Origin of the sequence: Shinella sp. WSD5-1 (genome assembly GCF_963942435.1) — a bacterium.
Taxonomy (GTDB): domain Bacteria; phylum Pseudomonadota; class Alphaproteobacteria; order Rhizobiales; family Rhizobiaceae; genus Shinella; species Shinella yambaruensis.
In genome coordinates this window covers 612,501-637,288 of sequence record NZ_OZ012596.1, presented here as the reverse complement: position 1 = coordinate 637,288, position 24,788 = coordinate 612,501, and the positions used below count along the sequence as shown (strand labels likewise).

The 24,788-nt window shown below is 67.1% G+C and carries 24 protein-coding genes (1 of these 24 only partly in view); 12 read left to right on the top strand and 12 right to left on the bottom strand.

Annotated elements, in window-relative coordinates:
• Positions 1-114: 114 nt before the first annotated feature.
• Together AABQ55_RS02940 and AABQ55_RS02935 are read left to right on the top strand one after the other, a co-directional pair.
• The gene (locus tag AABQ55_RS02940) at positions 115-1,065 is read left to right on the top strand and encodes an aldo/keto reductase (protein ID WP_272807202.1); all 951 of its coding nucleotides are present in this window, start codon (positions 115-117) and stop codon (positions 1,063-1,065) included.
• 3 nt (positions 1,066-1,068) lie between these two features.
• Positions 1,069-1,512: a GNAT family N-acetyltransferase gene (locus AABQ55_RS02935; RefSeq protein WP_133035507.1), complete on the top strand. Its 444-nt coding sequence runs from the start codon at positions 1,069-1,071 to the stop codon at positions 1,510-1,512.
• A gap of 21 nt (positions 1,513-1,533) precedes the next feature.
• Here the strand turns inward: AABQ55_RS02935 and AABQ55_RS02930 are convergent, their stop codons facing one another.
• A complete protein-coding gene (locus AABQ55_RS02930; protein ID WP_272807201.1) occupies positions 1,534-2,424 on the bottom strand; it encodes a LysR family transcriptional regulator in 891 nt (296 codons plus the stop codon).
• Between the two features lie 152 nt (positions 2,425-2,576).
• On the opposite strand from AABQ55_RS02930, the gene AABQ55_RS02925 reads away from it, so the two are divergent.
• On the top strand, positions 2,577-3,575 hold the full coding sequence (locus AABQ55_RS02925; RefSeq protein WP_272807200.1) for an aldo/keto reductase: 999 nt from the start codon (positions 2,577-2,579) through the stop codon (positions 3,573-3,575).
• 237 nt (positions 3,576-3,812) lie between these two features.
• Here AABQ55_RS02925 and AABQ55_RS02920 read toward each other — a convergent pair whose 3' ends face one another.
• The 4 genes from AABQ55_RS02920 to gcl all read right to left on the bottom strand — a co-directional run bounded on the left by AABQ55_RS02920 (position 3,813) and on the right by gcl (position 8,840).
• A complete protein-coding gene (locus AABQ55_RS02920; RefSeq protein ID WP_272807199.1) occupies positions 3,813-5,081 on the bottom strand; it encodes a glycerate kinase type-2 family protein in 1,269 nt (422 codons plus the stop codon).
• Positions 5,082-5,328: 247 nt separating this feature from the next.
• A complete protein-coding gene (locus tag AABQ55_RS02915) occupies positions 5,329-6,213 on the bottom strand; it encodes a 2-hydroxy-3-oxopropionate reductase (protein ID WP_272807198.1) in 885 nt (294 codons plus the stop codon).
• Between the two features lie 42 nt (positions 6,214-6,255).
• On the bottom strand, positions 6,256-7,035 hold the full coding sequence (hyi, locus tag AABQ55_RS02910; protein ID WP_272807197.1) for a hydroxypyruvate isomerase: 780 nt from the start codon (positions 7,033-7,035) through the stop codon (positions 6,256-6,258).
• A 20-nt stretch (positions 7,036-7,055) separates the two neighbouring features.
• On the bottom strand, positions 7,056-8,840 hold the full coding sequence (gene gcl / locus AABQ55_RS02905; RefSeq protein ID WP_244770433.1) for a glyoxylate carboligase: 1,785 nt from the start codon (positions 8,838-8,840) through the stop codon (positions 7,056-7,058).
• 265 nt (positions 8,841-9,105) lie between these two features.
• Here gcl and bhcR point away from each other — a divergent pair, with 265 nt between their 5' ends.
• Positions 9,106-9,927, top strand: coding sequence for an HTH-type transcriptional regulator BhcR (gene bhcR / locus AABQ55_RS02900; protein WP_272807196.1), 822 nt, complete (start codon positions 9,106-9,108; stop codon positions 9,925-9,927).
• A gap of 184 nt (positions 9,928-10,111) precedes the next feature.
• Here bhcR and guaD read toward each other — a convergent pair whose 3' ends face one another.
• Both guaD and AABQ55_RS02890 read right to left on the bottom strand, forming a co-directional pair.
• Entirely contained in the window at positions 10,112-11,452 is a 1,341-nt protein-coding gene (gene guaD, locus AABQ55_RS02895; RefSeq protein ID WP_272807195.1) for a guanine deaminase, read from the bottom strand.
• Positions 11,449-12,690 carry a urate hydroxylase PuuD gene (locus AABQ55_RS02890; RefSeq protein ID WP_272807194.1) on the bottom strand — a complete coding sequence of 414 codons (1,242 nt, stop codon included), beginning with the start codon at positions 12,688-12,690 and terminating at the stop codon, positions 11,449-11,451. The genes guaD and AABQ55_RS02890 overlap by 4 nt, the downstream gene beginning before the upstream one ends.
• A 140-nt stretch (positions 12,691-12,830) precedes the next feature.
• Here AABQ55_RS02890 and AABQ55_RS02885 point away from each other — a divergent pair, with 140 nt between their 5' ends.
• The 3 genes from AABQ55_RS02885 to AABQ55_RS02875 are packed head-to-tail and all read left to right on the top strand — an operon-like array spanning position 12,831 to position 14,516.
• Positions 12,831-13,796 (top strand): LysR family transcriptional regulator, encoded by a 966-nt coding sequence (locus AABQ55_RS02885; protein ID WP_272807193.1) that lies wholly within the window; start codon positions 12,831-12,833, stop codon positions 13,794-13,796.
• A 37-nt stretch (positions 13,797-13,833) separates the two neighbouring features.
• Complete coding sequence (locus tag AABQ55_RS02880; protein WP_244770438.1) at positions 13,834-14,088, top strand: type II toxin-antitoxin system Phd/YefM family antitoxin; 255 nt, start codon at positions 13,834-13,836, stop codon at positions 14,086-14,088.
• Positions 14,088-14,516, top strand: a complete 429-nt coding sequence (locus tag AABQ55_RS02875; protein WP_272807192.1) for a type II toxin-antitoxin system VapC family toxin — start codon at positions 14,088-14,090, stop codon at positions 14,514-14,516. Before AABQ55_RS02880 ends, AABQ55_RS02875 begins: the two co-directional genes overlap by 1 nt.
• A gap of 6 nt (positions 14,517-14,522) precedes the next feature.
• Here the strand turns inward: AABQ55_RS02875 and xdhC are convergent, their stop codons facing one another.
• Genes xdhC through uraH form a run of 4 tightly spaced genes read right to left on the bottom strand, consistent with a single transcriptional unit; the run spans position 14,523 to position 19,640 of the window.
• Positions 14,523-15,368, bottom strand: a complete 846-nt coding sequence (xdhC, locus tag AABQ55_RS02870) for a xanthine dehydrogenase accessory protein XdhC (protein ID WP_272807191.1) — start codon at positions 15,366-15,368, stop codon at positions 14,523-14,525.
• A gap of 48 nt (positions 15,369-15,416) precedes the next feature.
• Positions 15,417-17,783, bottom strand: coding sequence for a xanthine dehydrogenase molybdopterin binding subunit (gene xdhB, locus AABQ55_RS02865; RefSeq protein WP_272807190.1), 2,367 nt, complete (start codon positions 17,781-17,783; stop codon positions 15,417-15,419).
• A 3-nt stretch (positions 17,784-17,786) separates the two neighbouring features.
• Positions 17,787-19,271 carry a xanthine dehydrogenase small subunit gene (gene xdhA / locus AABQ55_RS02860; protein ID WP_272807189.1) on the bottom strand — a complete coding sequence of 495 codons (1,485 nt, stop codon included), beginning with the start codon at positions 19,269-19,271 and terminating at the stop codon, positions 17,787-17,789.
• 3 nt (positions 19,272-19,274) lie between these two features.
• Positions 19,275-19,640, bottom strand: coding sequence for a hydroxyisourate hydrolase (uraH, locus tag AABQ55_RS02855; protein ID WP_272807188.1), 366 nt, complete (start codon positions 19,638-19,640; stop codon positions 19,275-19,277).
• 162 nt (positions 19,641-19,802) lie between these two features.
• Here uraH and puuE point away from each other — a divergent pair, with 162 nt between their 5' ends.
• From puuE to AABQ55_RS02830, 5 genes are all read left to right on the top strand, one after another.
• The gene (puuE, locus tag AABQ55_RS02850) at positions 19,803-21,221 is read left to right on the top strand and encodes an allantoinase PuuE (RefSeq protein WP_272807187.1); all 1,419 of its coding nucleotides are present in this window, start codon (positions 19,803-19,805) and stop codon (positions 21,219-21,221) included.
• 10 nt (positions 21,222-21,231) lie between these two features.
• Complete coding sequence (gene alc / locus AABQ55_RS02845; RefSeq protein WP_272807186.1) at positions 21,232-22,248, top strand: allantoicase; 1,017 nt, start codon at positions 21,232-21,234, stop codon at positions 22,246-22,248.
• Positions 22,245-22,730 carry an ureidoglycolate lyase gene (locus AABQ55_RS02840; RefSeq protein WP_272807185.1) on the top strand — a complete coding sequence of 162 codons (486 nt, stop codon included), beginning with the start codon at positions 22,245-22,247 and terminating at the stop codon, positions 22,728-22,730. The genes alc and AABQ55_RS02840 overlap by 4 nt, the downstream gene beginning before the upstream one ends.
• 97 nt (positions 22,731-22,827) lie before the next feature.
• Entirely contained in the window at positions 22,828-23,439 is a 612-nt protein-coding gene (locus AABQ55_RS02835) for a helix-turn-helix domain-containing protein (RefSeq protein ID WP_272807184.1), read from the top strand.
• A complete protein-coding gene (locus AABQ55_RS02830; protein WP_272807183.1) occupies positions 23,423-24,220 on the top strand; it encodes an SRPBCC family protein in 798 nt (265 codons plus the stop codon). The genes AABQ55_RS02835 and AABQ55_RS02830 overlap by 17 nt, the downstream gene beginning before the upstream one ends.
• Positions 24,221-24,275: 55 nt before the next feature.
• On the opposite strand, the gene AABQ55_RS02825 is transcribed toward AABQ55_RS02830, so the two are convergent.
• Positions 24,276-24,788 carry the 3' portion of an NCS2 family permease gene (locus AABQ55_RS02825; RefSeq protein WP_272807182.1) on the bottom strand. The gene runs 780 nt beyond the window's last position, so 513 of the gene's 1,293 nt are visible here — the last part of the coding sequence; its start codon lies beyond the right edge, outside the window; the stop codon is at positions 24,276-24,278.

Sequence of the window (24,788 nt, the reverse complement as noted above, 5' to 3'; positions counted from 1 at the left end):
ACGTTCCTCGCAAGCGCGGCGGCCGGCAAAAAGTCGGATCCACGGCGTGCAAAGGCGCCGGCCGCGCCCTATGTTGCAGGAAGCTTTTTCAGCACGAACCCCTTGGAGGACCCCATGCAGTTTCGCGCCCTCGGCAAGACCGGCCTTTCGATCGCCCCCCTCGTCTTCGGCGGCAATGTCTTCGGCTGGACGGCCGACGAGAAGACCTCCTTCGACCTGCTCGACGCCTTCACCGGCGCCGGCTTCAACGCCATCGACACGGCCGACGTCTATTCGCGCTGGGCGCCGGGCAACCAGGGCGGCGAATCCGAGACGATCATCGGCAAGTGGCTGAAGCGCTCCGGCATCGCCCGCGACAGGGTGGTGGTCATCACCAAGGTCGGCTCCGACATGGGCCAGGGACGCCGGGACCTGCGCAGGCGCTGGATCGTCGAGGCGGTCGAGAACTCGCTGAAGCGACTCCAGACCGATCATATCGACCTCTATCTCTCGCACTGGCCGGATCCGCAGACGCCCTACGAGGAGACGCTGGAGGCCCATGCAGGCCTCGTGAAGGCCGGCAAGGTGCGCGCCTTCGGCGCCTCGAACCTCGATGCCGGCCAGTTGCAGGCCTCCTTCGAGGCCGCCGACAAGGCCGGCCTGCCGCGCTACGGCGCGCTGCAGCCGGAATACAATCTCTATGACCGCGCCGGTTTCGAGGGCGCGCTGGCCGACCTCTGCCGGAAGGAGGACCTCGGCGTCATCACCTATTACAGCCTCGCCTCCGGCTTCCTGACCGGCAAGTACCGCACGAAGGCGGACACCGAGGGCAAGGCCCGCGGCGAGGGCGTCGTGCGCTATCTCGACGACAAGGGCCTGCGCATCCTCGCCGCCCTCGACAAGGTGGCCGCCGAGACCGGCGCGACGCCGGCCGAAATCGCGCTCGCCTGGCTGATGGCCAAGCCTGCGGTCACCGCGCCGATCGCCAGCGCGACCAGCCTCGGCCAGCTCGCAAGCCTGATGAAGGCGGCAGCCCTCACGCTGAGCGCGGAGCAGATGGCCGCGCTCGACACGGCGGGGGCGTGAGCCATGGCCATCACCATCCGCGATGCGCTGGAGGGTGACGAGGCGGCCTGGAGAAAGCTCTGGGCCGGCTACCTCGCCTTCTACGAGACCGACGTGCCGGAGGAGGTGACCGCCTTCACCTGGGCACGCATCCTGGATCCCGGCTCGCGCGTCTCGATGCGGCTTGCCGAGGAGGACGGGACGGTGCTGGGCTTTGCCATCCATCACTACCACGATTCCACCTGGGGCATCGCACCGGAAGGCTATCTCGAGGACATGTTCGTCGACGAGGGCACGCGCGGCAGGGGCATCGGCCGGGCGCTGATCGACGACCTCGTCACCATTTCCAGGCGCAACGGCTGGCGCGGCATCTACTGGCACACCCGCCAGGACAATGCGCGCGCCCGCAAGCTCTACGACAGCTATGTCGAGGCCGACGGGCATATCCGCTACCGGCTGAAAACCTGACACAGTTCCGTTGAGCCCGGGTCAGCCGCGGAACCGGAAGAAATCGACGAAGGCGCGCAGCGCCGGGCGCATCTGCCGGCGCGAGGGATAGTAGATCGAAAAGCCGTCGAAGGCCGGGCACCAGTCTTCCAGCACCGGGACGAGCCGGCCGGCCTCGATATCCTCGTCGACGCGCTGGTCGAAGACATAGGCAAGGCCCGCGCCGTCCATCGCGGCCGCGCGCATCAGCCGCTGGTCGGAGACGATCAGCGGGCCGGCGACGTCGACCGTCACCAGCCGCCCGTCCTTTTCCAGCTCCCAGCGATAGATCCGCCCGCTGGAAAAGCGCCGCCGGATGCAGCGGTGCTGCATGAGGTCGCGCGGCTGGAGGGGTTTCGGATGACTCTCGAAATAGGCCGGCGCGCCGACGATGAGGCCGCGCCAGGGGCCGCTCGCCCGGACCGCGATCATGTCCGCCTCCAGATGTTCGCCAAGCCGCAGCCCGGCATCGAAACCCTTCTCGACGATGTCCTCGAAGCGGTCGTCGGTCCGAAGGTCCAGCTCGATCTCCGGATAGGCGGCGAGGAAGGCGCCGAGCCGCGGCATGACGATGTCCTCGGCGGCGATCAGCGGCATGGTGACGCGCAGCGGACCGGCGGGGCGGCCCTGCCGGTCGGCAAGCGCCTCCATGGCCGAACCGATGTCGGAAAGCGCCGGCGCCAGCGTGTCGAGCAGCAGGCGCCCCTCCTCGGTCGGCGCCACGGAGCGGGTGGTGCGCGCGATGAGGCGTACGCCGAGGCTCGCCTCCAGCGCCGAGACCGCATGGCTGACGGCGGAGGGCGCGATGCCGAGTTCGCCCGCGGCCTTGCGAAAGCTGCGCGTCTCCGCGACGATGGCGAGCACGGCGAGCTGGGAAAGCTGGGTCCGGTTCATTGTTCCAACAGATAGAACAAGCCGTTGGCTTTTGCAGCAATTTTCCGATGAGGCGCCGCGTCCTAGATTGGCCTTGCCCGGATGACGGCGGACCGTTCGCCGCCCGGCCGCGCGGACCTGCCTCCCGGGGTCCACAGAAGAAGGATTTCGCCATGAAACACAGACAGCTCGGTATCCTCGACGTTTCCGCCCTCGGCCTCGGCTGCATGGGCATGAGCCATGCCTACGGCCCCTCCAGCGACGAGACGGCGGCCATCGACACGCTGCACCGCGCCGTCGATCTCGGCATCACCCTGTTCGACACGGCCGAGGTCTACGGCCCCTACAGGAACGAGATCCTCCTCGGCAAGGCGCTGAAGCCGGTGCGCGACAAGGTGGTGATCGCCACCAAGTTCGGCTTCCGCATCGATCCCGCCAAACCCTCGGCCGAGATGATCACGGGCACGGACAGCCGGCCGGAAAACGTCAGGGCCGTTGCCGAGGCCGCGCTGAAGCGGCTCGGCATCGAGGTCATCGACCTCTACTACCAGCACCGCGTCGACCCGGACGTGCCGATCGAGGAGACGGTGGGCGCCATGTCGGAGCTGGTGCGCGCGGGCAAGGTGAAGGCGCTCGGCCTTTCGGAAGCCGGCAGCGAGACGATCCGCAAGGCCCATGCCGTGCACCCGATCGCCGCCGTGCAGAGCGAATATTCGCTGTGGACCCGTGACGTCGAGGAAAACGGCGTGCTGGAGACCTGCCGCACGCTCGGCATCGGCTTCGTGCCCTTCAGCCCGCTCGGCCGCGGCGTGCTCACCGGCGCGCTGAAGAAGCTGGACGGCCTTGCCGACGACGATTTCCGCCGCTCGCTGCCGCGCTTCGCCGCGGAGAATTTCGACGCCAACCTCGCGCTGGTCGCCCTCCTGGAGGAGATGGCGGCGGAAAAGGGCGTCGCCCCGGCGCAGCTCGCGCTTGCCTGGGTGCTGGCGCAGGGCGATTTCATCGTGCCCATCCCCGGCGCCAGCAAGGTGCCGCACCTGGAGCAGAACGCCGCCGCCGCAGCTATCGTCCTGACGCCGGAGGAAGCCGCCCGCCTCGGCGACCTCCTGTCGCCGGCCAAGGTGGCCGGCGGACGCTACCCGCAGCGCATGGCCTCGATGGCCAACCGCTAGCGTGTTCACAGCCGCCCCTCATCCCGCTGCCGCGACCTTCTCCCCGCAAGCGGGGAGAAGGAGCAGGAGGCAAAGCTTTCCTTGATTTCTGAAGAACATCGCCTGCGGGAAACCGGCCCGACATCCCCTTCTCCCCGCTTGCGGGGAGAAGGTGGCGGCAGCCGGATGAGGGGCTTTCCCGATGGCAAAGGGTAGCGGATCACTCCCGGCCATGTATTTAGCCGGATTCTCCCAACCCTACTGGATGAGAATGGCCCGGAAATCGTTGACATTGGTACCGGTCGGGCCGGGCACGAAGAGGTCGCCGAGCGCGTCGAAGGCGGTCCAGCTGTCGTTGCGGCCGAGGAATTCGGCGGCATCCTTGCCCTGGTCGGCGAGGCGCGCGACGGTGGTCCCGTCGGCGAAGGCGCCGGCATTGTCCTCCGAACCGTCGATCCCGTCCGTGTCGGCGGCAAGCGCAAAGAGACCCGGCAGGCCATCGATGCCGCAGGCGAGGGACAGGAGGAACTCGCCGTTGCGCCCGCCCTTGCCCTTGCCCCTGATCGTCACGGTCGTCTCGCCGCCCGACAGCACGACGACGGGCTTGCGGAAAGGCCGGTCGCGACGCACCACCTCGGCGGCGATCGCCGCATGCACGCGGCCGACCTCGGCCGCCTCGCCCTCGATGGCGTCGGAAAGGATGACGGCCTCGACGCCCGCCGCGCGCGCCGCTTCGGCGGCGGCCTCCAGCGAGACGGCGGCGGAGGCAACGAGCTTGACCGCATTGCGGGCGAAGGCGGCATCGGACGGCAGCGGCGGCTCGTCCTTGCCGTCGCGGATGTGGCGCATCACGGCTTCGGGCAGGTCGAGGCGGTAGCGCTCGATGAGGCGCAGGGCATCCGCGCGGGTGGTCTCGTCCGCGATGGTCGGGCCGGAGGCGACGAGGGCGGGATTGTCGCCGGGAATGTCGGAGACGACGAGCGAGACGACGCGGGCCGGATGAGCAAGCGCGGCAAGCCGGCCGCCCTTGATGCGCGAGACCTGCTTGCGCACGGCGTTCATGGCGCTGATCGGCGCGCCGGAGGCGAGCAGCGCCTTGTTGACGGCGATCTCGTCGGCAAGCGTCAGGTCGCCGGCCGGCGCCGGCAGCAGGGCCGAACCGCCACCACAGACGAGGGCGACGACGAGGTCGTCCTCCGTGAGGCCCCGCACGGCGGCCATCAGCCGGCCGGAGGCGAGGAGCCCGCTGTCATCCGGCACCGGATGGGCGGCCTCCAGGATCTCGATGCGCTCGCAGGCGACGGCATAGCCGTAGCGCGTGACGACGACGCCGGTGAGCGGGCCGTCCCAGAGGCGCTCGAAGGCGCGCGCCATCTGCGCCGCGCCCTTGCCGGCGCCGATCACCACCGTGCGGCCCTTCGGCTTTTCCGGCAGGTTGGCGGCCAGCACCTTGTCCGGATCGGCGGCGGAGACCGCGACGGAAAAGAGATGTTCGAGAAAGGCGCGCGGATCGGCGATGGGCGGCATGGGTTCCTCCGGGTCACGCTGCGCCGGGCCTCGAAACGAGGGATTCCGGCAGCAGATTCAAAATTCTACAGTGGCCGTCGCCGTTCGCGGGACGCGCGGCGCTTCGGGCCCGGCAATTAAGCACAGCCCCTCACCCGCCCGCCAGCACCTCCCGATGAAAAAGAGCCGCGGCGGGGGATGAGGGGCCGCGCCGCCGCCTCCGGAAGGGGTAGCCGGGCGGGGCTCCCCTCCCCGCCCGGCCAGGCCGTCATGCGACGGCGTGGTTCGCCATGCGCTCCAGCGCCTTGACGAGACCTGAGTGATCGAGGCCGGCCTCGCCATGGGCGGCGCACTGGTTGAAGAGTTCCTGCGTGGACGCGGTGTTGGGCAGGGCGACGCCGAGCGCCTTGGCGCCCTGCAGCGCGAGGTTCAGGTCCTTCTGGTGCAGCGAGATGCGGAAGCCCGGATCGAAGGTGCGCTTGACCATGCGCTCGCCGTGCACTTCGAGAATGCGCGAGGAGGCAAAGCCGCCCATCAGCGCGGCGCGCACGCGCGCCGGATCGGCGCCGGCCTTCGAGGCGAAGACGAGGGCTTCGGACACCGCCTCGATGGTCAGCGCGACGATGATCTGGTTGGCGACCTTCGTCACCTGGCCGTCGCCGCAATCGCCGACGAGGGTGATGTTCTTGCCCATCAGCTGGAAGAGCGGCAGCGCCCGGTCGAAGCTTTCCTGCGAGCCGCCGGCCATGATGGAGAGCGAGGCGTTCCTGGCGCCGACCTCGCCGCCCGAGACCGGGCCATCGACATATTCGGCACCTGTCGCACGGATCTTCCTGGCAAATTCCTTGGTGGCGATCGGCGAGATCGAGCTCATGTCGATGACGAGCTTGCCGGCCGCAAGACCGTAGGAGACGCCGTTCTCGCCGAAGAGCACGTCTTCGACCTCGGGCGTATCGGGCAGCATGAGGATGATCGTGTCGACGGTCTCGGCCAGCACCTTCGGGCTATCGACGATCTTCAGGCCGTTGTCGATGAGTTCCTGACGCGGCGGGATTGCGAATTTTGAGGTGATCACCGTGTGGCCGGCGTCCTGAAGGTGACGCGCCATGGGGGTGCCCATGATGCCGAGGCCGATGAAACCGATATTTGCCATGATCTGAACTCCCAGACTTTCAGCTTTGAATGTGTTGTGTCTTCAGCGGCCGACTTCGGCCAGCCAGCCGAGGCCTTCCTGCGTCGTGGTGCGCGGCTTGTATTCGCAGCCGATCCAGCCGTCGTAGCCGAGCGCGTCGAGCGTCTTGAATACGAAGGGCCAGGCGATCTCGCCGGTGCCCGGTTCGCCCCGGCCCGGATTGTCGGCAAGCTGCACATGGGCGATCTGCGCCTGGTGCTTCCTGAACGTGCCGATCAGCTCGCCCTCGGTGCGCTGCTGGTGGTAGAGGTCGTACTGGATGAACAGGTTGTCGCTGCCCACCTCGGCGATGATGGAGGCCGCCTGGTCCGGGGTGTTGAGGTAGAAGCCCGGAATGTCGAAGCGGTTGATCGGCTCGATCAGAAGCCGGATTCCATGCTTGCCGAGCTCGCCAGCCGCCAGCTTCAGGTTGGCGACGAAGGTGGTGCGCAGCACCTCGTCCGGAACGCCGACCGGGGCGATGCCCGACAGGCAGTTGACCTGCCTGCAGCCGAGCGCCGTCGCATAGTCGATCGCCGAGGCCACGCCGCGGCGGAACTCGTCGACCCGGTCCGGCAGGACCGCGATGCCGCGCTCGCCGCCGGCCCAGTTGCCGGCCGGCAGGTTGTGCAGCACCTGCGTCAGGCCATTGAGATCGAGCGCGGCACGCAGCGCCTCCTTGTCGAAATCGTAGGGGAAGAGATATTCCACCCCTTCGAAGCCGGCCTTGGCGGCCAGCGCGAAGCGCTCGAGGAACGGCGCCTCGTTGAAGAGCATGGTCAGGTTGGCCGCGAATTTCGGCATGGTGTTTTCCTCTCTTCGTCTCAGTCCAGGAGGGCCAGCGTCGCCGTCGGGGCGTCTTCGCCGCGTTCGGCCAGGTCCTCGAATTCGACGACGGCATTGATGTCGGCGCCCATGGCGATGTTGGTGACGCGCTCGAGGATGAACTCGATGACGACGGGGACCTGGTGCTCCTTCATCAGCGCCTGCGCGGTGTTGAAGGCTTCCTGGAACTCGTTCGGGCTGCGCACGCGGATCGCCTTGCAGCCGAGGCCTTCGGCGACGGCGACGTGGTCGACACCATAGCCGGCTTCCGAATCGCCCGATGCATTGATGTTGTCGAAGGCGAGCGAGACCTCGAAGTCCATGTTGAAGCCGCGCTGGGCCTGGCGGATGAGGCCGAGATAGGAATTGTTCACGACCACATGCAGATAGGGCAGCTTGTGCTGGGCGCCGACCGCCAGCTCCTCGATGAGGAACTGGAAGTCATAGTCGCCGGACAGGGCGACGATCGGGCGATCGGGATCGGCGGCGCGCACGCCGAGCGCGGCGGGCAGCGTCCAGCCGAGCGGGCCGGCCTGGCCGCAGTTGATCCAGTTGCGCGGCTTGTAGACATGCAGGAACTGCGCGCCGGCGATCTGGGAAAGACCGATGGTCGAGACGTAGCAGGTGTCGCGGGCAAAGGCCTTGTTCATCTCCTCGTAGACGCGCTGCGGCTTCAGCGGCGTGTGGTCGAAATGGGTCTTGCGCAGCATGGTGCGCTTGCGCTCCTGGCACTCCTCGGCCCAGGCCGACCAGTCGCGCAGCTTGCCGGCGACCTTCCATTCGGTCGCGACGTCGAGGAACATCTTCAGCGCGGCGCCGGCATCCGAGACGATGCCGAAATCCGGCGTGAAGACGCGGCCGATCTGGGTCGGTTCGATATCGACATGGACGAAGGTGCGGCCTTCCGTATAGGTCGGGATATTGCCGGTGTGGCGGTTGGCCCAGCGGTTGCCGACGCCGAGGACGAAGTCGGAGGCGAGCAGCGTCGCGTTGCCGTAGCGGTGCGAGGTCTGCAGGCCGCACATGCCGGCCATCAGCCGGTGGTCGTCCGGGATCGTGCCCCAGCCCATCAGCGTCGGGATGACGGGAACGCCGGTGATCTCGGCGAACTCGACCAGGAGGTCCGAGGCATCCGCGTTGATGATGCCGCCGCCGGCGACGATCAGCGGACGCTCGGCTGCGTTCAGCATGGCGAGGGCCTTTTCGGCCTGGGCCCGGGTGGCGGCCGGCTTGTAGGGTTCGAGCGAGGCATAGGCGTCGATGTCGAACTCGATCTCGGCGAGCTGGACGTCGATCGGCAGGTCGATCAGCACCGGGCCGGGACGGCCGGAGCGCATCGTGTGGAACGCCTTCTGGAAGACATAGGGGACGAGGCCCGGCTCCATGACGGTGACGGCCCATTTTGTGACGGGCGCGGCGATCTTGGCGATATCGACCGCCTGGAAGTCCTCCTTGTCGAGGCGGGCGCGCGGCGCCTGGCCGGTGATGCACAGGATCGGGATCGAATCGGCGGAGGCCGAATAGAGGCCGGTGATCATGTCGGTGCCGGCCGGGCCCGACGTGCCGATGCACAGGCCGATATTGCCGGCGCGGGCCCTTGTATAACCCTCGGCCATGTGGCTTGCGCCCTCGACGTGGCGGGCGAGCACGTGGCGGACCGTGCCGCGCGCCTTCAGCGCCGAATAGAAGGGATTGATCGCAGCGCCCGGAACGCCGAAGGCACAATCGATGCCTTCCTTCTCCAGAACCAGGACCGCTGCATCGACAGCACGCATTTTAGCCATGGGATTTCCTCCGTCTCTTGAGAATGAAGGTAGCGCATCTGTTCCTGCGCGCAATCATAAAATGGAAATCAATCCCATCAGATGGAAATAAACATTTTCAACGAAACTGGAACAATCGCCACGGGCCGGCTATGTCATGGATGGGGTCGACAACGGCAGTCATATCGCAATTCCCCTCATCCGACCCTTCGGGCCACCTTCTCCCCGGAGAAGATGCCGGCAGGCGGACGAGGGGTCTTGCGGCAAGCGGAAGAAGAGGCAGGGCATGGCGGAGCAGCAGGAGAAGACGCGGGGGCGGCCCGGCCGCAAGGCCGGCGAGAATGCGGCACCGTCCTCGGTGCAGGTGCTGGACCGCAGCCTGAGACTTCTCGATCTCGTGGCGCAGGCGGACGGCGCGGCGCTCACCGACCTTGCAGACCAGTCGGCCATGGCGCCCTCCACCGTGCACCGCCTGCTGACCTCGCTCGCCCAGCACGGCATGATCGCCCATGACGCGGAGACCGGCGCCTGGACGATCGGCGTGAAGGCCTTCGAGATCGGCACGGCCTATCTGCGCTTCCGCAAGCTCGGCACGATCAGCCGGCCGTTCCTCAAGCAGCTGATGGAGGGCTGCGGCGAGACCGCCAACATCGCCATCGAGGACGACGGCGACGTGGTCTTCATCTCGCAGGTGGAAAGCCATGCGCCGATGCGCGCCTTCTTCCGCCCCGGCCGACGCGGTCCGATCCACGCCTCCGGCATCGGCAAGGCGATCCTCTCCACCTGGCCGGATGCCCGCATCGAGGCGCTGCTTTCCGGCCGCACGCTGCAGCATTTCACCGACAAGACGCGCGACACGATCCCGACGCTGCTCGAGGATATCGGAAAGATCCGCGCCCGCGGATGGTCTATCGACGACGAGGAGCACACGCTCGGCATGCGCTGCGTGGCCGCACCGATCTTCGACGAATATGGCGAGGCGGTGGCCGGCATTTCCGTATCCGGCCCGGCGGTGCGCCTGCCCGACAGCAAGGTCGACGCCTTCGGCCCGGTCGTCAGGGCGGCGGCGGAGGGGTTGACCAAGGCGATGGGCGGGCGGGTGAGATAAAGCCATCCCGAGCAAACGCCCCCGCCGCATTTCTCCCGAAACCCTCTCCTCCGTCATGCTCGGGCCTGACCCGAGCATCCATGTCACAAGCGAAGAGGCGTCATGTGGATCCTCGGCTCAAGGCCGAGGATGACGATGGCGTGTGCGGCGCCGGCAGGCGAACACGTCCCCGCCATGCCGGATTTCAGGCCGTTTCGAGAACCCGCTTTTCAGAAGCGCCCGCCTTGCCCTTGCCCTTCATCGCCTTGCCGGCGACATAGACCTCGGCGACGCAGCGGTCGTCGCCCATGGTCTGCAGGATGAAGAGCTCCTCCGCCAGCGAGGTGGCGGTGCGCATGCGGTATTCCATCGCCGACTTGCCGGAGGAATCAAGCACGACGATATCCGCATCGGCCCCGGCATGCAGCGAGCCGATATGCTTCTCAAGCCCGAGCGCGCGGGCATTGCCCAGTGTCAGGCGGTAGAAGGAATTGAACGGCGTCAGCTTCTGGCCGTTGAGGTGCAGCACCTTGTAGGCCTCGTCCATCGTTTCCAGCATGGAGAAGCTGGTGCCGGCGCCGACATCCGTCGCCACCGACCAGCGCGCGCCGAGCCGGTCGAACCTGTCGCGGTCGAAGAGGCCCGAGCCGAGGAAGAGGTTGGACGTCGGGCAGAAGACGCCGACGGCGCCCGTCTCGGCGAGCACGGAAACCTCGCGGTCGCTGAGATGGATGCAATGGCCGAGCAGCATGCGGTCGTTCAGCAGGCCGTAACGGGCGTAGATGTCCGTATAGTCCTTCGCCTGCGGGTAGAGCGAGGTGGCGAACGCGATTTCGTCGCGGTTCTCGGAAAGATGCGTCTGCACGAAGCAGGTCGGGTGCTCGGCGACGAGCGCCTGGCTCATCTCCATCTGCCCGGGCGTCGAGGTGATGGCGAAGCGCGGGCTGATCGCGTAGTGCGCGCGGCCGCGGCCGTGCCATTTTTCGATGAGCCGCTTCGTCTCGTCATAGCCCTGCTGCGGCGTGTCGCGCAGGGCGTCGGGCGCGTTGCGGTCCATCATCACCTTGCCGCCGACCATGCGCATGCCGCGCGCCTCGGCCGCAGAGAAATAGGCCTCGACGCTTTCGGGATGCACCGAGCAATAGGCGACGGCGGTCGTCGTGCCGTTCGAGATCAATTCGTCCATGAAGCGGTCCGCCACGGCGACGGCATGGGCGGCCTCGGCGAACTTCTGCTCCTCGACGAAGATATAGGCGTTCAGCCATTCCAGGAGCTGCGCGCCATAGGAGGCAATCGCCTGGGTCTGCGGGAAATGCAGGTGCGTGTCGATGAGGCCCGGCAGCACGAGGTGCGGACGATGGTCGGCGACCGCAACGCCGGGGCCGGCGCGCCTGGAGACCTCGGCATGCTCGCCGATCTCGACGACCTTGCCGCCCCGCACGAAGACCGCGCCGTCCTCGATGTAGCGCCAGGCGGCCGTGTCGTCGATGCCCTGCGGTTCGGAAAGGAAGGTCAGCACGCGGCCGCGGATCAGGAGTTCGCTCATTGGGTCTTCTCCCCGCTGATGGCGCTTTCGTACCAGGCGACGAGCAGGCGGCGCTCCTCGTCGGAGATTTGGGTCACGTTGGCCGGCGGCATGGCGTGCGAGCGGCCGGCCTGCAGGTAGATCTCGCGGGCGTGGTTGGCGATCTCGCCGTCCGTTTCCAGGACGACGCCCTTCGGCGCCGTGATGATGCCCTCCCAGCCCGGCTCCCTGGCATGGCACATGGCGCAGCGGCCGAGAACGGTGTCGCGCACCTTGGGGAAGGCTTCAGCCGTGACGAAGGGCTGCTGGCTGGCCGAGACCTTCGCGTCGGCCGTCTCGCCGGTCAGCACCTTCGGCACGGTGGAGAGCCACATGACGATGACGAAGAGCAGCGCGGTGGCAAGCCAGGTCCAGGTCGGGTTGCCGGCATTGGCATGGGTGGTGTTGAAGTAGTGGCGGATCGTGACGCCCATCAGGAAGACGAGCGAGGCGATGATCCAGTTGAACTCGGTGCCGAAGGCCAGCGGATAGTGGTTCGACAGCATCAGGAACAGCACCGGCAGCGTCAGGTAGTTGTTGTGGGTCGAGCGCTGCTTGGCGATCTTGCCGTATTTCGGATCGGGCGTGCGGCCGGCGATGAGGTCGGCGACGACGATCTTCTGGTTCGGAATGATGATGAAGAACACGTTGGCCGACATGATCGTCGCCGTGAAGGCGCCGAGATGGAGGAACGCGGCGCGGCCGGTGAAGAGCTGTGTATAGCCCCAGGCGACGACGACGAGGATGAAGTAGAGCGCGATCATCAGCCGCGTGTTGTCGTTGCCGAAGGGCGACTTGCAGATCAGGTCGTACATGATCCAGCCGAAGGCGAGCGAGGCCAGCGAAATGCCGATCGCCACCGGTTTGGAGACATCGAGCACGTTCGGATCGATCAGGTAGAGGTCGGCGCCCGCGTAATACAGAAGACAGAGCATGCCGAAGCCGGACAGCCAGGTGACGTAGCTCTCCCATTTGAACCAGACGAGATGCTCCGGCATGTTGGCCGGCGCCACCAGGTATTTCTGGATGTGGTAGAAGCCGCCGCCATGCACCTGCCATTCCTCGCCATGGGCGCCCGGCGGCAGCGCGGGGTGTTTCTTCAGGCCCAGGTCGAGCGCGACGAAATAGAACGACGAGCCGATCCAGGCGATCGCCGTGATGACATGCAGCCAGCGGACGGCGAACATCAACCAATCCCAGGCTATGGCATATTCGTACATAGGGACCTCCTCCCATTTTCCATGGGCTTGTTTGCCATCAAGTGATTTTCACGGAAATCCCGGCGAATCCCGAACACTTTCAAAAAAATCTAAAAGATGGCCGCCTCTTTGCTCGGCACGCCGATGTGGTAGAAAGAGCCATGTCCTATCTCGATAATGTGCGCGTCTTCGTTCGCGTGGTCGAACTCGGTACCCTTTCGGCGGCGGGGCGCGACCAGCGCGTCACCCCCGCGGTCGCCAGCAATCGCATCAAGGAACTGGAGCGCCATCTCGGCGTGCGGCTGTTCAACCGCACGACGCGCAAGCTCTCGCCGACCGAGCACGGCCGCGTGTTCTACGAGGGCGCGGTGAAGATCATCGAGGCGGTGAACGAGGCGGAGGCGGCGATCGCGGACCTGTCGCGCAACCCCAAGGGCTCGCTCCGCATCACCGCGCCGCTCGGCATCGGCCGGCGCCTCATCGCGTCGGGCATTCCGGAATTCCACGACAAGTATCCCGACATCGAGGTGCGGGTGCGCCTGTCGGACCACAATGTCGATATCCTCGCCGAGGGCGTCGACGTCGCCTTCAAGCTCGGCGTGCTGGAGGATTCGAACCTGCGCATGCGCGGCATCCTCAATTGCGAGCGCGTGCTCTGCGCCTCGCCGGCCTATCTTTCCCGCCGCGGCACGCCGAGGACGGCCGATGCGCTGATCGCCGACAAGCACGACTGTCTGCTGCTGCGCTATCCCGGCTCGAAGGAATATTACTGGACGCTGGTGACCGCCGAGGGCGTGCGCAAGTTCGAGGTCGCCGGGCCCTATGACAGCGACGACGGCGACGTGCTGACGCAATGGGCGCTGGAAGGCCGCGGCATCATCAACAAGCCGCTCTTCGAGGTGAAGGCCCATCTTGCCGAGGGCCGCCTGGTGGAGATCCTGAAGGACAGCCCGCCCGCCTCCGTGCAGCTCGCCGCGATCTATCCGCACAAGCGTTTCCAGGATCCCAAGGTGCGGCTGATGATCGATTTCATGGCCGAGCGATGTCAGCGGCTGATCGGCCGGCTGCTCGGAGAGGAGATCGACGGCGGCAAAGCCGAGCCGGTTGAAGCAGACAGCGAGAAATAGTATATTTCTTCCAATAATGTACTAGATGGAGAAGCTCATGTCCTTCGCCTCCATGACCAGCGCCGACTTCAACCAGAATCCGAGCAAGGCGAAGAAGGCGGCAAACGAAGGCCCCCTCGTCATCACCGAGCATGGCGAGGCGCGCTATGTGCTTGTCCGCTACAGCGACTTCAAGGACCATTGGCGAAAGTCGAAAAGCCTGTATGACGCCCTCAACCACAAGGGTTCCAGGTTCGATGACGATTTTGCGCCCGAACGCGCCAGCTTCGAGGGCCGGGACGTCGAATTCTGATGGCATTCCTGCTCGATACGAACGTTGTTTCCGCATCCCGCAGGGCTGGGCGTCAGGCCGCTGAGTTCCAGGAATTTCTCCACGCGTTCGATGTCGAGACCGCTTATCTATCGACGGTAACGATCATGGAGATCGAGTTCGGCATACAACGCGAACGTCTTCGCAATCCCGATTTTGCCGATGACCTTTCCTTGTGGCTGACGGCCGTCGTGCTGCCGGAATTTTCCGCAAGGCTCCTGCCGTTCGATATGCAGGCGGCCTCGATCGCAGGTCGATTGCCGACACCCGGCAGGAGACCGACCGCCGACGGCATGATCGCGGCGACCGCACTCGCCAACGATCTGGTCCTCGTCACACGCAACCTTTCGGACTTCCAGCCGCTCGGCGTCCCATGCCTCAACCCGTGGGAAAAGGCTGCCGGGAAATAGACTGCTTCAATCCCTGACGGGAACCGCATCCTGACGCGCGCCTGCCCAGGTCAGCGCGGCCGTCATGATCTCGGCGGTCGCAAGCGCCGCGATCACCGCCGGGCGCTTGTCCTTCACGAACGTGCCGCCGATCGGGCAGACGAGGCGGGTGAAAAGGTCGGGCTGGCCGATCTCGCGCGACAGCCAGTTGCGGAAGGTGATGCGCTTGGTCTTCGAGCCGATCATGCCGACATAGGCGGCGTCGTTGCGCTTCAGCGCCTCGGCCGTGATCAGGAAATCCAGCGCGTGGTCATGGGTCAAAACGACGAAGCTGCTGCCGGCCGGCGCATCGCGCACCACGGCCTCGGGCATGGCGGTGAGGCAGGTCTCGATGCGCGGCACCGTCGAGGCGACAAGCTCGTCCTCGCGGGTATCCACCAGCACGACGCGCAGCGGGGCGAGCGACAGCGCCATGGCGAGCGCATCGCCGACATGGCCGGCGCCGAAGACGTAGACATGCGGCCTCAGGGCCATCTCGCGGTCGCTGCGGGCGATAAGGTCGCGCGCCAGCGCCGGGTTCATGGCGGTGAAGGACAGGCCGACGCGCCCGCCGCAGCACTGGCCGATCTCCGGGCCGAGCGGCACGCTCATCGGCGCGGCGGCCGCGCCCGAGCGCAGCGCGCGCCTGGCCTGGTCGATCGCCATATATTCGAGCTGCCCGCCGCCGATCGTCGCGAAGATCTCCCGTTCCGAGACCAGCATGAAGGCGTCCGTATCGCGCGGCGTGGACCCTGCCGCGCCCGTCACCTCGACCAGGATCGACCCCGGCGCCCGGCGCAGGAAATCCCGGATGTCTTCGCGCACGGCGGGCATGGCCTCACCCCTTGCTTTCTTTGCCGCAATTCCGGACGGAAAACCGCATCACACTTTTCCTGGAATTGCTCGGGCCGCCTTGAGGCGTTCGATCGCCATCAGCACGCGCTCGGGCGTCGCCGGGGCGTCGAGCCGCGGGCAGATCCTGTGGTCCGCCACGCTCGCCACCGCGTCCGACAGCGCATGCAGCACGGCAAGGCCGAGCGGCAGCGGCGGCTCGCCCACCGCCTTGGAACGGTGGATCGTCGGCTCATAGGCTTCCGACCAGTCGGTCAGCGCCACGTTGAAGATCTTCGGGCGATCCGAGGCGAGCGGGATCTTGTAGGTGGAGGGTGCGTGGGTGCGAAGCCGCCCCTTGCCGTCCCACCACAGTTCCTCCGTGGTCAGCCAGCCCATGCCCTGGATGAAGCCGCCCTCGACCTGGCCGATGTCGATGACCTTGTTCAGCGACCGGCCGGTATCGTGCAGGATGTCGGTGCGCTCGACGACATATTCGCCGGTCAGCGTATCGACCGAGACCTCCGAGCAGGCCGCGCCATAGGCGTAGTAGTAGAAGGCGTGGCCCCGGCCCTTCGAGCGGTCCCAGTGGATCTTCGGCGTCTTGTAGAAGCCGGCCGCCGAGAGCTGGACGCGGGCCATGTAGGCCTTCTTCACAAGATCGTTGAAGGCCATCTCGGCATTGCCGATGCGCACCCGGTTCGGCAGGAAGACGACCTGGTCGCGCGGCACCTGATGGCTTTCCGCGGCGAAATCGATCAGCCGGTCCTTGATCTGGCGCGCCGCGTTCTGCGCCGCCATGCCGTTGAGGTCGGCGCCGGACGAAGCCGCCGTCGGCGAGGTATTCGGCACCTTGGCCGTCGTCGTCGCCGTGATCTTCACCCGGTCGAGGTCGATCTGGAACTCTTCCGCCACCACCTGCGCCACCTTCAGGTGCAGGCCTTGGCCCATTTCCGTGCCGCCATGGTTCATGTGCACGGAACCGTCCGTGTAGACATGCACCAGCGCGCCGGCCTGGTTGGATTCCGTCTTGGTGAAGGAGATGCCGAACTTGACCGGCGTCAGCGCGAGGCCGCGCTTGACGATGCGGCTCTTCGCGTTGAACGCGCGGATCGCCTCGCGCCGGCCGGCATAGTCGGCGCTTTCCTCAAGCTCCGCGACGATACGCTGGATGATGCAGTCCTCCACCTTCTGGTGGTAGGGCGTGAGGTTGCGGGTCCCCTCGACGCCCATCGCGTCGTAGAAGTTCAGCTTGCGGATCTCGAGCGGGTCCTTGCCGACGGCGAAGGCCACCTCGTCGATGACGCGCTCGGCGCCCACCATGCCCTGCGGGCCGCCGAAGCCGCGGAAGGCGGTGTTCGAGACGGTGTTGGTGTGCAGGAGCGCCGTCCTGGCGTGCACATGCGGGAAGAAATAGGCATTGTCGCAGTGGAACAGCGCGCGGTCGCCCACCGGACCGGAGAGGTCCGCCGAAAAACCGGCCCGGAGCGCGAAGGTGTAGTCGATGCCGAGGATGCGGCCCTCGTCGTCGAAGCCGACATCGTAATCGATGGCGAAATCGTGCCGCTTGCCGGTCGCCACCATGTCCTCGTCGCGGTCGAGCCGGAGCTTGACGGCGCGGCCCAGCTTCTTGGCGGCGATGGCGGCGAGCGCGGCGCACTGGTTGGCCTGGGTCTCCTTGCCGCCGAAGCCGCCGCCCATGCGGCGCACCTCCACGGTCACGGCATGGCTCGGCACGCCGAGCGCGTGGGCGACGAGGTGCTGCGTCTCGCTCGGCCCCTGGGTGGAGCAGTAGACGGTGACCTCGTCGTCCTCGCCGGGCACGGCGAGCGAGACCTGGCCTTCGAGATAGAAATGGTCCTGTCCGCCGAGCCGCATGCGGCCCTTCACCCGGCGCGGCGCGCTATCGAGGGCGGCGGCGGCATCGCCGCGCTTCAGCGTCAGCGGCGGAAAGACCTGCCGGTGCGTCTTCTGGTCGAGGTCCCAGATGTCGATATTGGCGGGAAGCTCCTCGTATTCGACCCTGGCGAGGCGCGCGGCGCGGCGGGCCTCCTCGCGTGTCTCAGCGATGACGCAGAAGATCGGCTGGCCGTGGAACTCCACCTTGCCGGCGGCGAGCACGGGATCGTCGTGCATGCCGGAGGGCGAGATGTCGTTGTCGCCGGGAATGTCCTCGTGGGTCAGCACGTCGACGACGCCGGGGGCGGCGCGCACGGCCGAAAGGTCGAGGGATTTCACGGCGCCATGGGCGACGGTGGAAAGGCCGAGGCCGGCATGCAGCGTGCCGGCGGGCTCGGTGATGTCGTCGATATAGACGGCCGTGCCGGCGACGTGCTTGTGCGCGGAATCGTGGCGCGGGCTCGCATGCACGCCGCCGGTGATCTTTTCCGCCTTGAGGTCTGGAGTGTGCTTGTTCATGGCTTACGCAGCCTCGTATCTGGACACCTGCGCGGCTTCCCCGCTGGTCGTCGTTTCCACATAGAACCGCAGGAGCAGGTTCCTGGCCACCAGCGCGCGGTATTCCGCGGTCGCGCGCATGTCGGTCAGCGGCGTGTAGTCCTCGGCATATTTCGCCATGGCCGCTTCCACCGTCGCCTCGGTCCAGCTCTGGCCGAGCAGCGCCTTCTCGACGGCGAAGGCGCGCTTCGGCGTCGCCGCCATGCCGCCATAGGCGATGGTGATGGCGGCGACCGTGCCGTCGGCGGCAAGCGCCAGGCGGAAGGCGCCGAGCGTTGCGGTAATGTCCTCGTCGCGGCGCTTGGTCACCTTGTAGACGGCGAACTTTTCCGCCGCGGGAGGAACGGGCACCTTAAGGGATTCCACGAATTCGCCGGGCTGGCGGTCCTGCTTGCCATAGGCGATGAAGAAATCCTCGAGCGGGATGGTGCGCCGTTCCGCGCCCTTGCGCAAGGTCACCGACGCGCCGAGCGCGATCAGCGCCGGCGGCGTGTCGCCGATCGGCGAGCCGTTGGCGACATTGCCGCCGATCGTGCCCATGTTGCGCACCTGCTGGCCGCCGATGCGGGTGATGAGCGGGCCGAGCGCCGGAATGTGCCGCGAGAGCGTCGCGATGGCCTCGCTATAGGTAACGCCCGCGCCAAGGGTGATCACATCGTCCTTTACCGTGATCGCCTTCATCTCCTGGAGGCCGGCGATGAAGACGACCGGCGTGATGTCGCGCATGTGCTTGGTGACCCACAGGCCGACATCGGTGGAGCCGGCCACCACCGTGGCGGCGGGTTCGGCCTCCAGCACGGCGGCGAAATCATCGAGGTTCGCCGGCACGACGAACCGCTTCCTGCCCTCGCCGATCTCGACGCGCGCGCCGTCGGCAAGCGCCTTGAGGCGCGCGATCATCGCCTGGCGTTCGGCAAGCAACGGGTCCTTCTCCGTGCCGCCATAGCTGGAGATGGCGCGGGCGGCGCGCAGGATCGGCTCGTAGCCGGTGCAGCGACAGAGATTGCCCTGCAGCGCCGTCTCGATCTCCTGGTCGGTCGGGTTGGGCGACTGCATCCACAGCGCATAGAGCGACATGACGAAGCCCGGCGTGCAGAAGCCGCATTGCGAGCCGTGGTAATCCACCATGGCCTGCTGCACGGGGTGCAGGCGGCCGTCGCCGGCGGCGAGATGCTCGACGGTGACGACATGACAGCCGTCCAGCGAGCCGAGGAAGCGGATGCAGGCATTGACGCCCTCGTAGACAAGGCCGCCCTCGGGCGTCAGCCGGCCCACCAGCACCGTGCAGGCGCCGCAGTCGCCCTCGGCGCACCCTTCCTTGGTGCCCTTGAGCAGGCGCGCGAGGCGCAGCCAGTCGAGCAGCGTCTGGTCCGGCGCGACGTCGCTGAGCGCGACGTCGCGGCCGTTGAGGATGAAGTGCAGTTCCGAGCGGATGTTGGCGGCCGCCATGGCTTAGCTCCCGCGGTAGGTGGAATAGCTGAAGGGCGAGACGAGCAACGGTACATGGTAGTGCACGCCCTCGTCGGCAAGGCCGAAGCGGATCGGGATGAGGTCGAGGAACATCGGGCCATCCCCCGTGCGGCCGAGATAATCGCCGGCGTGGAAGCGCAGCTCGTAGGTGCCGGCCTTCATCGTCTCGCCGGCCAAGAGCGGCGCATCGCAGCGGCCGTCGTCGTTCGTCTCGGTGGTCTTGAGAAGGTGCAGCGTGTCGCCCTCCACCCTGTAGAGATCGATGCGCAGGCCTTCCGCCGGCTTGCCGCGCGCCGTGTCCAGCACATGGGTCGTGAGGCGGCCGGCCCCTTGCGAATGAGTTTGCATGTTTTTCCTCCCGAACACAGCGCTCCGATAATCACTATCCACCAGCCCCATGCCACTGAAAAGCAGCAGGATCGTTCGAGACTTTCAAAATTTCCGTGGGGAATGGCGCAGCCGATTTGCGGTTAGAAATTCCGCATCGAAAACGTTTGGAGGAGCGTTCCCATGCGATATTGCCGTGACATGCACGGATATGGACAGACACCGCCGGCCGCCCGGTGGCCGGGCGAGGCGCGCGTCGCCGTGCAGTTCGTGCTGAACTACGAGGAGGGCGGCGAGAACTGCGTGCTGCATGGCGATGCGGCATCCGAGGCCTTTCTCTCCGAGATCGTCGGCGCCGCCCAATGGCCGGGCCAGCGCCACTGGAACATGGAATCGATCTACGAATACGGCGCGCGCGCCGGCTTCTGGCGCCTGCACCGGCTTTTGACGGAAAAGAACGTGCCCGTCACGGTCTACGGCGTCGCCACCGCGCTCCGCCGTTCGCCCGCCCAGGTGGCCGCCATGCTGGAGGCCGGCTGGGAGATCGCCTCGCACGGCCTCAAATGGGTCGAGCACAAGGACATGACGGCGGAGGACGAACGCGCCGCCATCGCCGAGGCGATCCGCCTGCACACGCTCGTCACCGGCGAGCGGCCGCGTGGCTGGTATACCGGCCGCTGTTCGGTGAACACCGTCGATCTCGTCGCCGAGGCGGGCGGCTTCGACTATATCTCCGACACCTATTCCGACGACCTGCCCTACTGGTACGAGCACGGCGGCCGGCAGCAGCTCATCATCCCCTATACGCTCGACGCCAACGACATGCGTTTCGCGACGCCCCAGGGCTTCAACAGCGGCGACCAGTTCTTCAGCTACCTGAAGGACAGCTTCGATGCGCTCTATGCGGAAGGCGCCAAGGGCAGCCCGAAAATGATGAGCATCGGCCTGCACTGCCGCCTGATCGGCCGGCCGGGCCGCGTCATGGCGCTCGCCCGCTTCATCGACTATGTGCAGAGCCACGAGAAGGTCTGGATCGCGCGGCGCATCGACATCGCCGAGCACTGGGCGAAGACCCATCCGCCGCAGACGCCGGCCGAGCGCCCCTCGCAGATGACCGAAGAGGCCTTCGTCGCGCGTTTCGGCGGCGTGTTCGAACATTCCGACTGGGTCGCCCGCCGCGCCTTCGCCGACGAACTTTCGCCGGCGAACGACACGGCGACCGGCCTTGCCGCCGCCCTCACCTTCCAGTTCCGCGCGGCCAGCGATGCCGAGCGGCTTCGCGTGCTCGTCGCCCACCCGGACCTTGCCGGCAAGCTGGCCCAGGCGAAACGCCTTACCGCGAGCTCCACCGAGGAACAGGCCTCCGCCGGCCTCGACGCGCTGACCGACGCGGAGCGCGCCCGCTTCACCGAATTGAACGAGGCCTATGTGAGGAAATTCGGCTTCCCGTTCATCATCGCCGTGCGCGACAACACGAAGGCCGGCATCCTCGCCGCCTTCGAGGCCCGCATCGGCAACGACCGCGACACCGAGCTTTCCACCGCCTGCCGGCAGGTGGAGCGCATCGCGCTGCTGCGGCTCAAAGCCATGCTGCCGGCCTGAGAGCGGAACCATGTCGACCGGCGCCCTGCCCGCCTTCACGCGCGGAACGATCAACCTAGCCTCGGCGGGCCTCGGGGCAAGGGCCATCTTCGCGACGGACGAGTTCTTCGGGCCGCTGTCGCGCCTGCTGGCCGATGAACCCGCGGTCTACCGGCCGGGCGTCTACGACGACAACGGCAAATGGATGGACGGCTGGGAAACCCGCCGTCGCCGGGGACCCGGCCACGACCATGCCGTCATCGCGCTGGCAACGCCCGGCCGCATCCGCGGCTTCGACGTCGATACGGCCCATTTCACCGGCAACTTCCCGACGGCCTGCGCCATCGAGGCCTGCCATGCGCCGGAAGGGCCGGATGCACGGACATCCTGGACGGCGGTGCTGGGTCCAAGCCCGCTCGGGCCAGGCGCCCAGCATTTCTTCGACTGCGCCGACGACGGGCTCTACAGCCATGTGCGGCTGCGCATCTATCCCGACGGCGGCGTGGCGCGGCTGCGCGTCTACGGCAAGCCGGTGCTCGACCGGACGGCGATCGGCGGCGAGCCGATCGACCTTGCGGCGGCGCTCGCCGGCGGAGAGGTCCTCGCGCTTTCGAACGGGCATTACGGCCACCAGCGCTTGCTCGCGCCCGGCCGCGGCATCAATATGGGTGACGGCTGGGAGACCAGCCGCCGCCGCGTGCCCGGCCACGAATGGATCGTGGTCAGGCTCGCAGCACGGGCGACGATCGAAAGCATCGTCGTCGATACCGCCCATTTCAAGGGCAACTACCCGGATGCCTGCTCCCTGCAGGCCGCCGACCTGACGGGCGCGACGGGGGACCTCCCCACCCTTGTCACCGCCGCGTCGATGTTCTGGCAGGAGATCCTGCCCGAGCAGAAGCTCGCCGCCGACCGCATCCATACGTTCGGCGGCACTCTCGTGAAACGGGCGGGTGCCGTGACGCATGTCCGCCTGAACATCCATCCGGACGGCGGCGTGAGCCGCCTGCGTGTTTTTGGCCATCCGGCCGAGGGAGGAAAGACATGAAGACCATCGAGATCAAGCCGCTCACCCGCGAGGCCTTCGCGCCCTTCGGCCAGGTGATCGAGCAGGAAGGCGCGCATACCTTCCCGATCAATGCGGGCAAGTGCACCCGTTACCATGACCTCGCCAATATCGAGACGACGGGCGAGAAGGCCCGGCCGATGATCAGCCTCCTGCGCGGCGAGCCCTATCTGCTACCGCTGGAGCTGACGATGGTCGAGCGCCATCCGCTCGGCAGCCAGGCCTTCATTCCGCTCGGCGACGCCTCCTTCCTCGTCGTCGTCGCCGAGGAGACGGAGAACGGCCCCGCCGAGCCGATCGCCTTCCGCACCGCGCCCGGCCAGGGCGTCAATATCGGCCGCAATGTCTGGCACGGCATCCTGACGCCGCTCGACACGGTCTCGGATTTCGCCGTGGTGGACCGCGGCGGCGAGGGCGTGAACCTCGAGGAGCATTTCTACGCCGAACCCTTCCTGATCCGCTGATCCGCCCACCGGGATCACGGATCCGCCGGCCCGCCTCCACGGGCCGGCACTTTTTTATCCTCCTTGACAAATTTTCCTGTCAATGGAATCCTGCCGCATGCTCGATCTCGATATCCTCGACACGCCGGCCGCCGCGGCGCTTGCCCTCGACCCGATCAAGGCGCGCCTGCTCGCCGAGCTTTCCGCTCCCGCCTCCGCGGCGACCCTCGCCGGCCGGGTGGGCCTGACGCGCCAGAAGGTGAACTACCACCTCAAGGCGCTGGAAGACGAGAAGCTGGTGGAACAGGCCGAGGCGCGCCGATGGGGCGGCATCACGGAGCGGCTGATGGTGGCGACGGCGCGCTCCTATGTCGTCTCGCCCGCCGCGCTCGGGCCGGTCGGCGCCGATCCCGGCATTTCCGGCGACCGGTTTTCGGCAAGCTATCTCGTGGCGCTCGCCGCCCGCATCGTGCGCGAGGTCGGTGCGCTCTGGCGCGGCGCCCGCGCCGCGGACAAGCGGCTTGCCACGCTTTCCATCGACGCGACGATCCGCTTCGCCTCCCCCGCCGCGCGCGCCGCCTTCACGGCCGACCTCACCGAGGCGATCGCGACCCTCGTCGCCCGCTACCACGACGAAAAGGCCCCGGGCGGACGGGCGCACCGGCTGGTGGTCGCCGCCTATCCCGCACCGACAAACCAGGAAAGGAAGTCCGATGCCGACGAAATTTGACGCAAGCGGCAAGCGCTGGGTGGAAATGGAGTTTCTCGTCCCCGGCACGCCCGAGGAGGTCTGGCAGGCCATGGCGACCGGGCCCGGCAATGCCGCCTGGTTCACCCGGGCCGAGATCGAGGAGAAGATCGGCGGCCAGCTGACCTTCCACTTCATGCCGGGGGTCACCTCCGGCGGCACGGTCACCGGCTGGGAGCCGCCGCACCGCTTCGGCTATGTGGAGGTGGGCTGGGCGGAGAATGCCCCGCCGGTCGCCACCGAGATCTCCATCATCGCCCGCTCGGGCGACCAGTGCCTCGTGCGCATGGTGCATTCCCTCTTCAGCGCGACGGACGACTGGGACGACCAGATGGAGGGCTTCGAATCCGGCTGGCCCGCCTTCATCGAGGTGCTGCGGCTCTATCTCGCGCACCATGCCGGCCAACCTGCCGCCTCCTTCCAGCTCTCGGCCGAGGCGACGGGCGAGGCCCTCGTCGTCTGGCGCAAGCTGCTCGACGGGCTCGGCCACGAGACGGCCGATGTTGGCGAGAACTGGACCGTCGAAGCCGGCGAGACGTTTTTCGGCGAGGTCGTCGGCGTGCGGCAGGACGACAGGCAGCGTTATGTCCTCGTGCGCATCGACGGCGAGGCGCCCGGTGTCGGCCTTTTCGGCCTCTACCGCTCGGGCGAGACGATCCGCCTCAGCGTCTGCCGCTTCTTCTACGGAAAGAGGGCCGCGGAGATGGCCGCGGCAAGCGAGCCGGTCTGGCAGGCCTGGCTCGACGGCGTCGCCAAATCCTGACATGCAAAACGGGCCGCGTTCATCACGCGGCCCGTTTCCGTCGGAGAAAATCCCCTTACTCCGCGAAAAAGGCGAAGCGGATGACGAAGAGCGCCGCGACGATCGCCGTTGCCGGGTGGATCTGCTTCCACCTGCCGGTGAAGAACTTCAGCACGACATAGCTGACGAAGCCGAAGGCAAGGCCGTTGGCGATCGAATAGGTGAAGGGCATGGCGAGCGCGGTCAGCGCCGCCGGGGCCGCTTCCGTCAGGTCCTCCCACTCGATTTCCGTCAGTTCGCGCATCATCAGGCCGGCGACATAGAGCAGGGCCGGTGCCGTCGCATAGCTCGGCACGGAGCCGGCGAGCGGCGAGATGAAGAGGGCGGCGAGGAAGAGGATGGCGACGGTGAAGGCGGTGAGGCCGGTGCGTCCGCCCGCCTGCACGCCCGAGGCGCTTTCGACATAGGCCGTGGTGCTGCTGGTGCCGATCAGCGAGCCGGCGACGATCGCCGTGCTGTCGGCCAGGAGCGCGCGGCCGAGACGGCTCGGCTTGCCTTCCTGGATGAGGTTGGCGCGCTTGGCGACGCC

Bases quoted from the DNA above. Each gene is read 5' to 3' on its own strand.
- AABQ55_RS02935 (WP_133035507.1), top strand. From the start codon at position 1,069: ATGGCCATCACCATCCGCGATGCGCTGGAGGGTGACGAGGCGGCCTGG.
- AABQ55_RS02840 (WP_272807185.1), top strand. From the start codon at position 22,245: ATGAAGACCATCGAGATCAAGCCGCTCACCCGCGAGGCCTTCGCGCCC.
- gcl (WP_244770433.1), bottom strand. From the start codon at position 8,840: ATGGCTAAAATGCGTGCTGTCGATGCAGCGGTCCTGGTTCTGGAGAAG.
- hyi (WP_272807197.1), bottom strand. From the start codon at position 7,035: ATGCCGAAATTCGCGGCCAACCTGACCATGCTCTTCAACGAGGCGCCG.
- xdhB (WP_272807190.1), bottom strand. From the start codon at position 17,783: ATGAACAAGCACACTCCAGACCTCAAGGCGGAAAAGATCACCGGCGGC.
- AABQ55_RS02830 (WP_272807183.1), top strand. From the start codon at position 23,423: ATGCCGACGAAATTTGACGCAAGCGGCAAGCGCTGGGTGGAAATGGAG.
- AABQ55_RS02925 (WP_272807200.1), top strand. From the start codon at position 2,577: ATGAAACACAGACAGCTCGGTATCCTCGACGTTTCCGCCCTCGGCCTC.
- AABQ55_RS02930 (WP_272807201.1), bottom strand. From the start codon at position 2,424: ATGAACCGGACCCAGCTTTCCCAGCTCGCCGTGCTCGCCATCGTCGCG.
- AABQ55_RS02875 (WP_272807192.1), top strand. From the start codon at position 14,088: ATGGCATTCCTGCTCGATACGAACGTTGTTTCCGCATCCCGCAGGGCT.
- alc (WP_272807186.1), top strand. From the start codon at position 21,232: ATGTCGACCGGCGCCCTGCCCGCCTTCACGCGCGGAACGATCAACCTA.
- AABQ55_RS02940 (WP_272807202.1), top strand. From the start codon at position 115: ATGCAGTTTCGCGCCCTCGGCAAGACCGGCCTTTCGATCGCCCCCCTC.
- xdhC (WP_272807191.1), bottom strand. From the start codon at position 15,368: ATGCCCGCCGTGCGCGAAGACATCCGGGATTTCCTGCGCCGGGCGCCG.
- AABQ55_RS02835 (WP_272807184.1), top strand. From the start codon at position 22,828: ATGCTCGATCTCGATATCCTCGACACGCCGGCCGCCGCGGCGCTTGCC.
- bhcR (WP_272807196.1), top strand. From the start codon at position 9,106: ATGGCGGAGCAGCAGGAGAAGACGCGGGGGCGGCCCGGCCGCAAGGCC.
- guaD (WP_272807195.1), bottom strand. From the start codon at position 11,452: ATGAGCGAACTCCTGATCCGCGGCCGCGTGCTGACCTTCCTTTCCGAA.
- AABQ55_RS02890 (WP_272807194.1), bottom strand. From the start codon at position 12,690: ATGTACGAATATGCCATAGCCTGGGATTGGTTGATGTTCGCCGTCCGC.
- uraH (WP_272807188.1), bottom strand. From the start codon at position 19,640: ATGCAAACTCATTCGCAAGGGGCCGGCCGCCTCACGACCCATGTGCTG.
- AABQ55_RS02880 (WP_244770438.1), top strand. From the start codon at position 13,834: ATGTCCTTCGCCTCCATGACCAGCGCCGACTTCAACCAGAATCCGAGC.
- AABQ55_RS02920 (WP_272807199.1), bottom strand. From the start codon at position 5,081: ATGCCGCCCATCGCCGATCCGCGCGCCTTTCTCGAACATCTCTTTTCC.
- puuE (WP_272807187.1), top strand. From the start codon at position 19,803: ATGCGATATTGCCGTGACATGCACGGATATGGACAGACACCGCCGGCC.
- xdhA (WP_272807189.1), bottom strand. From the start codon at position 19,271: ATGGCGGCCGCCAACATCCGCTCGGAACTGCACTTCATCCTCAACGGC.
- AABQ55_RS02885 (WP_272807193.1), top strand. From the start codon at position 12,831: ATGTCCTATCTCGATAATGTGCGCGTCTTCGTTCGCGTGGTCGAACTC.
- AABQ55_RS02915 (WP_272807198.1), bottom strand. From the start codon at position 6,213: ATGGCAAATATCGGTTTCATCGGCCTCGGCATCATGGGCACCCCCATG.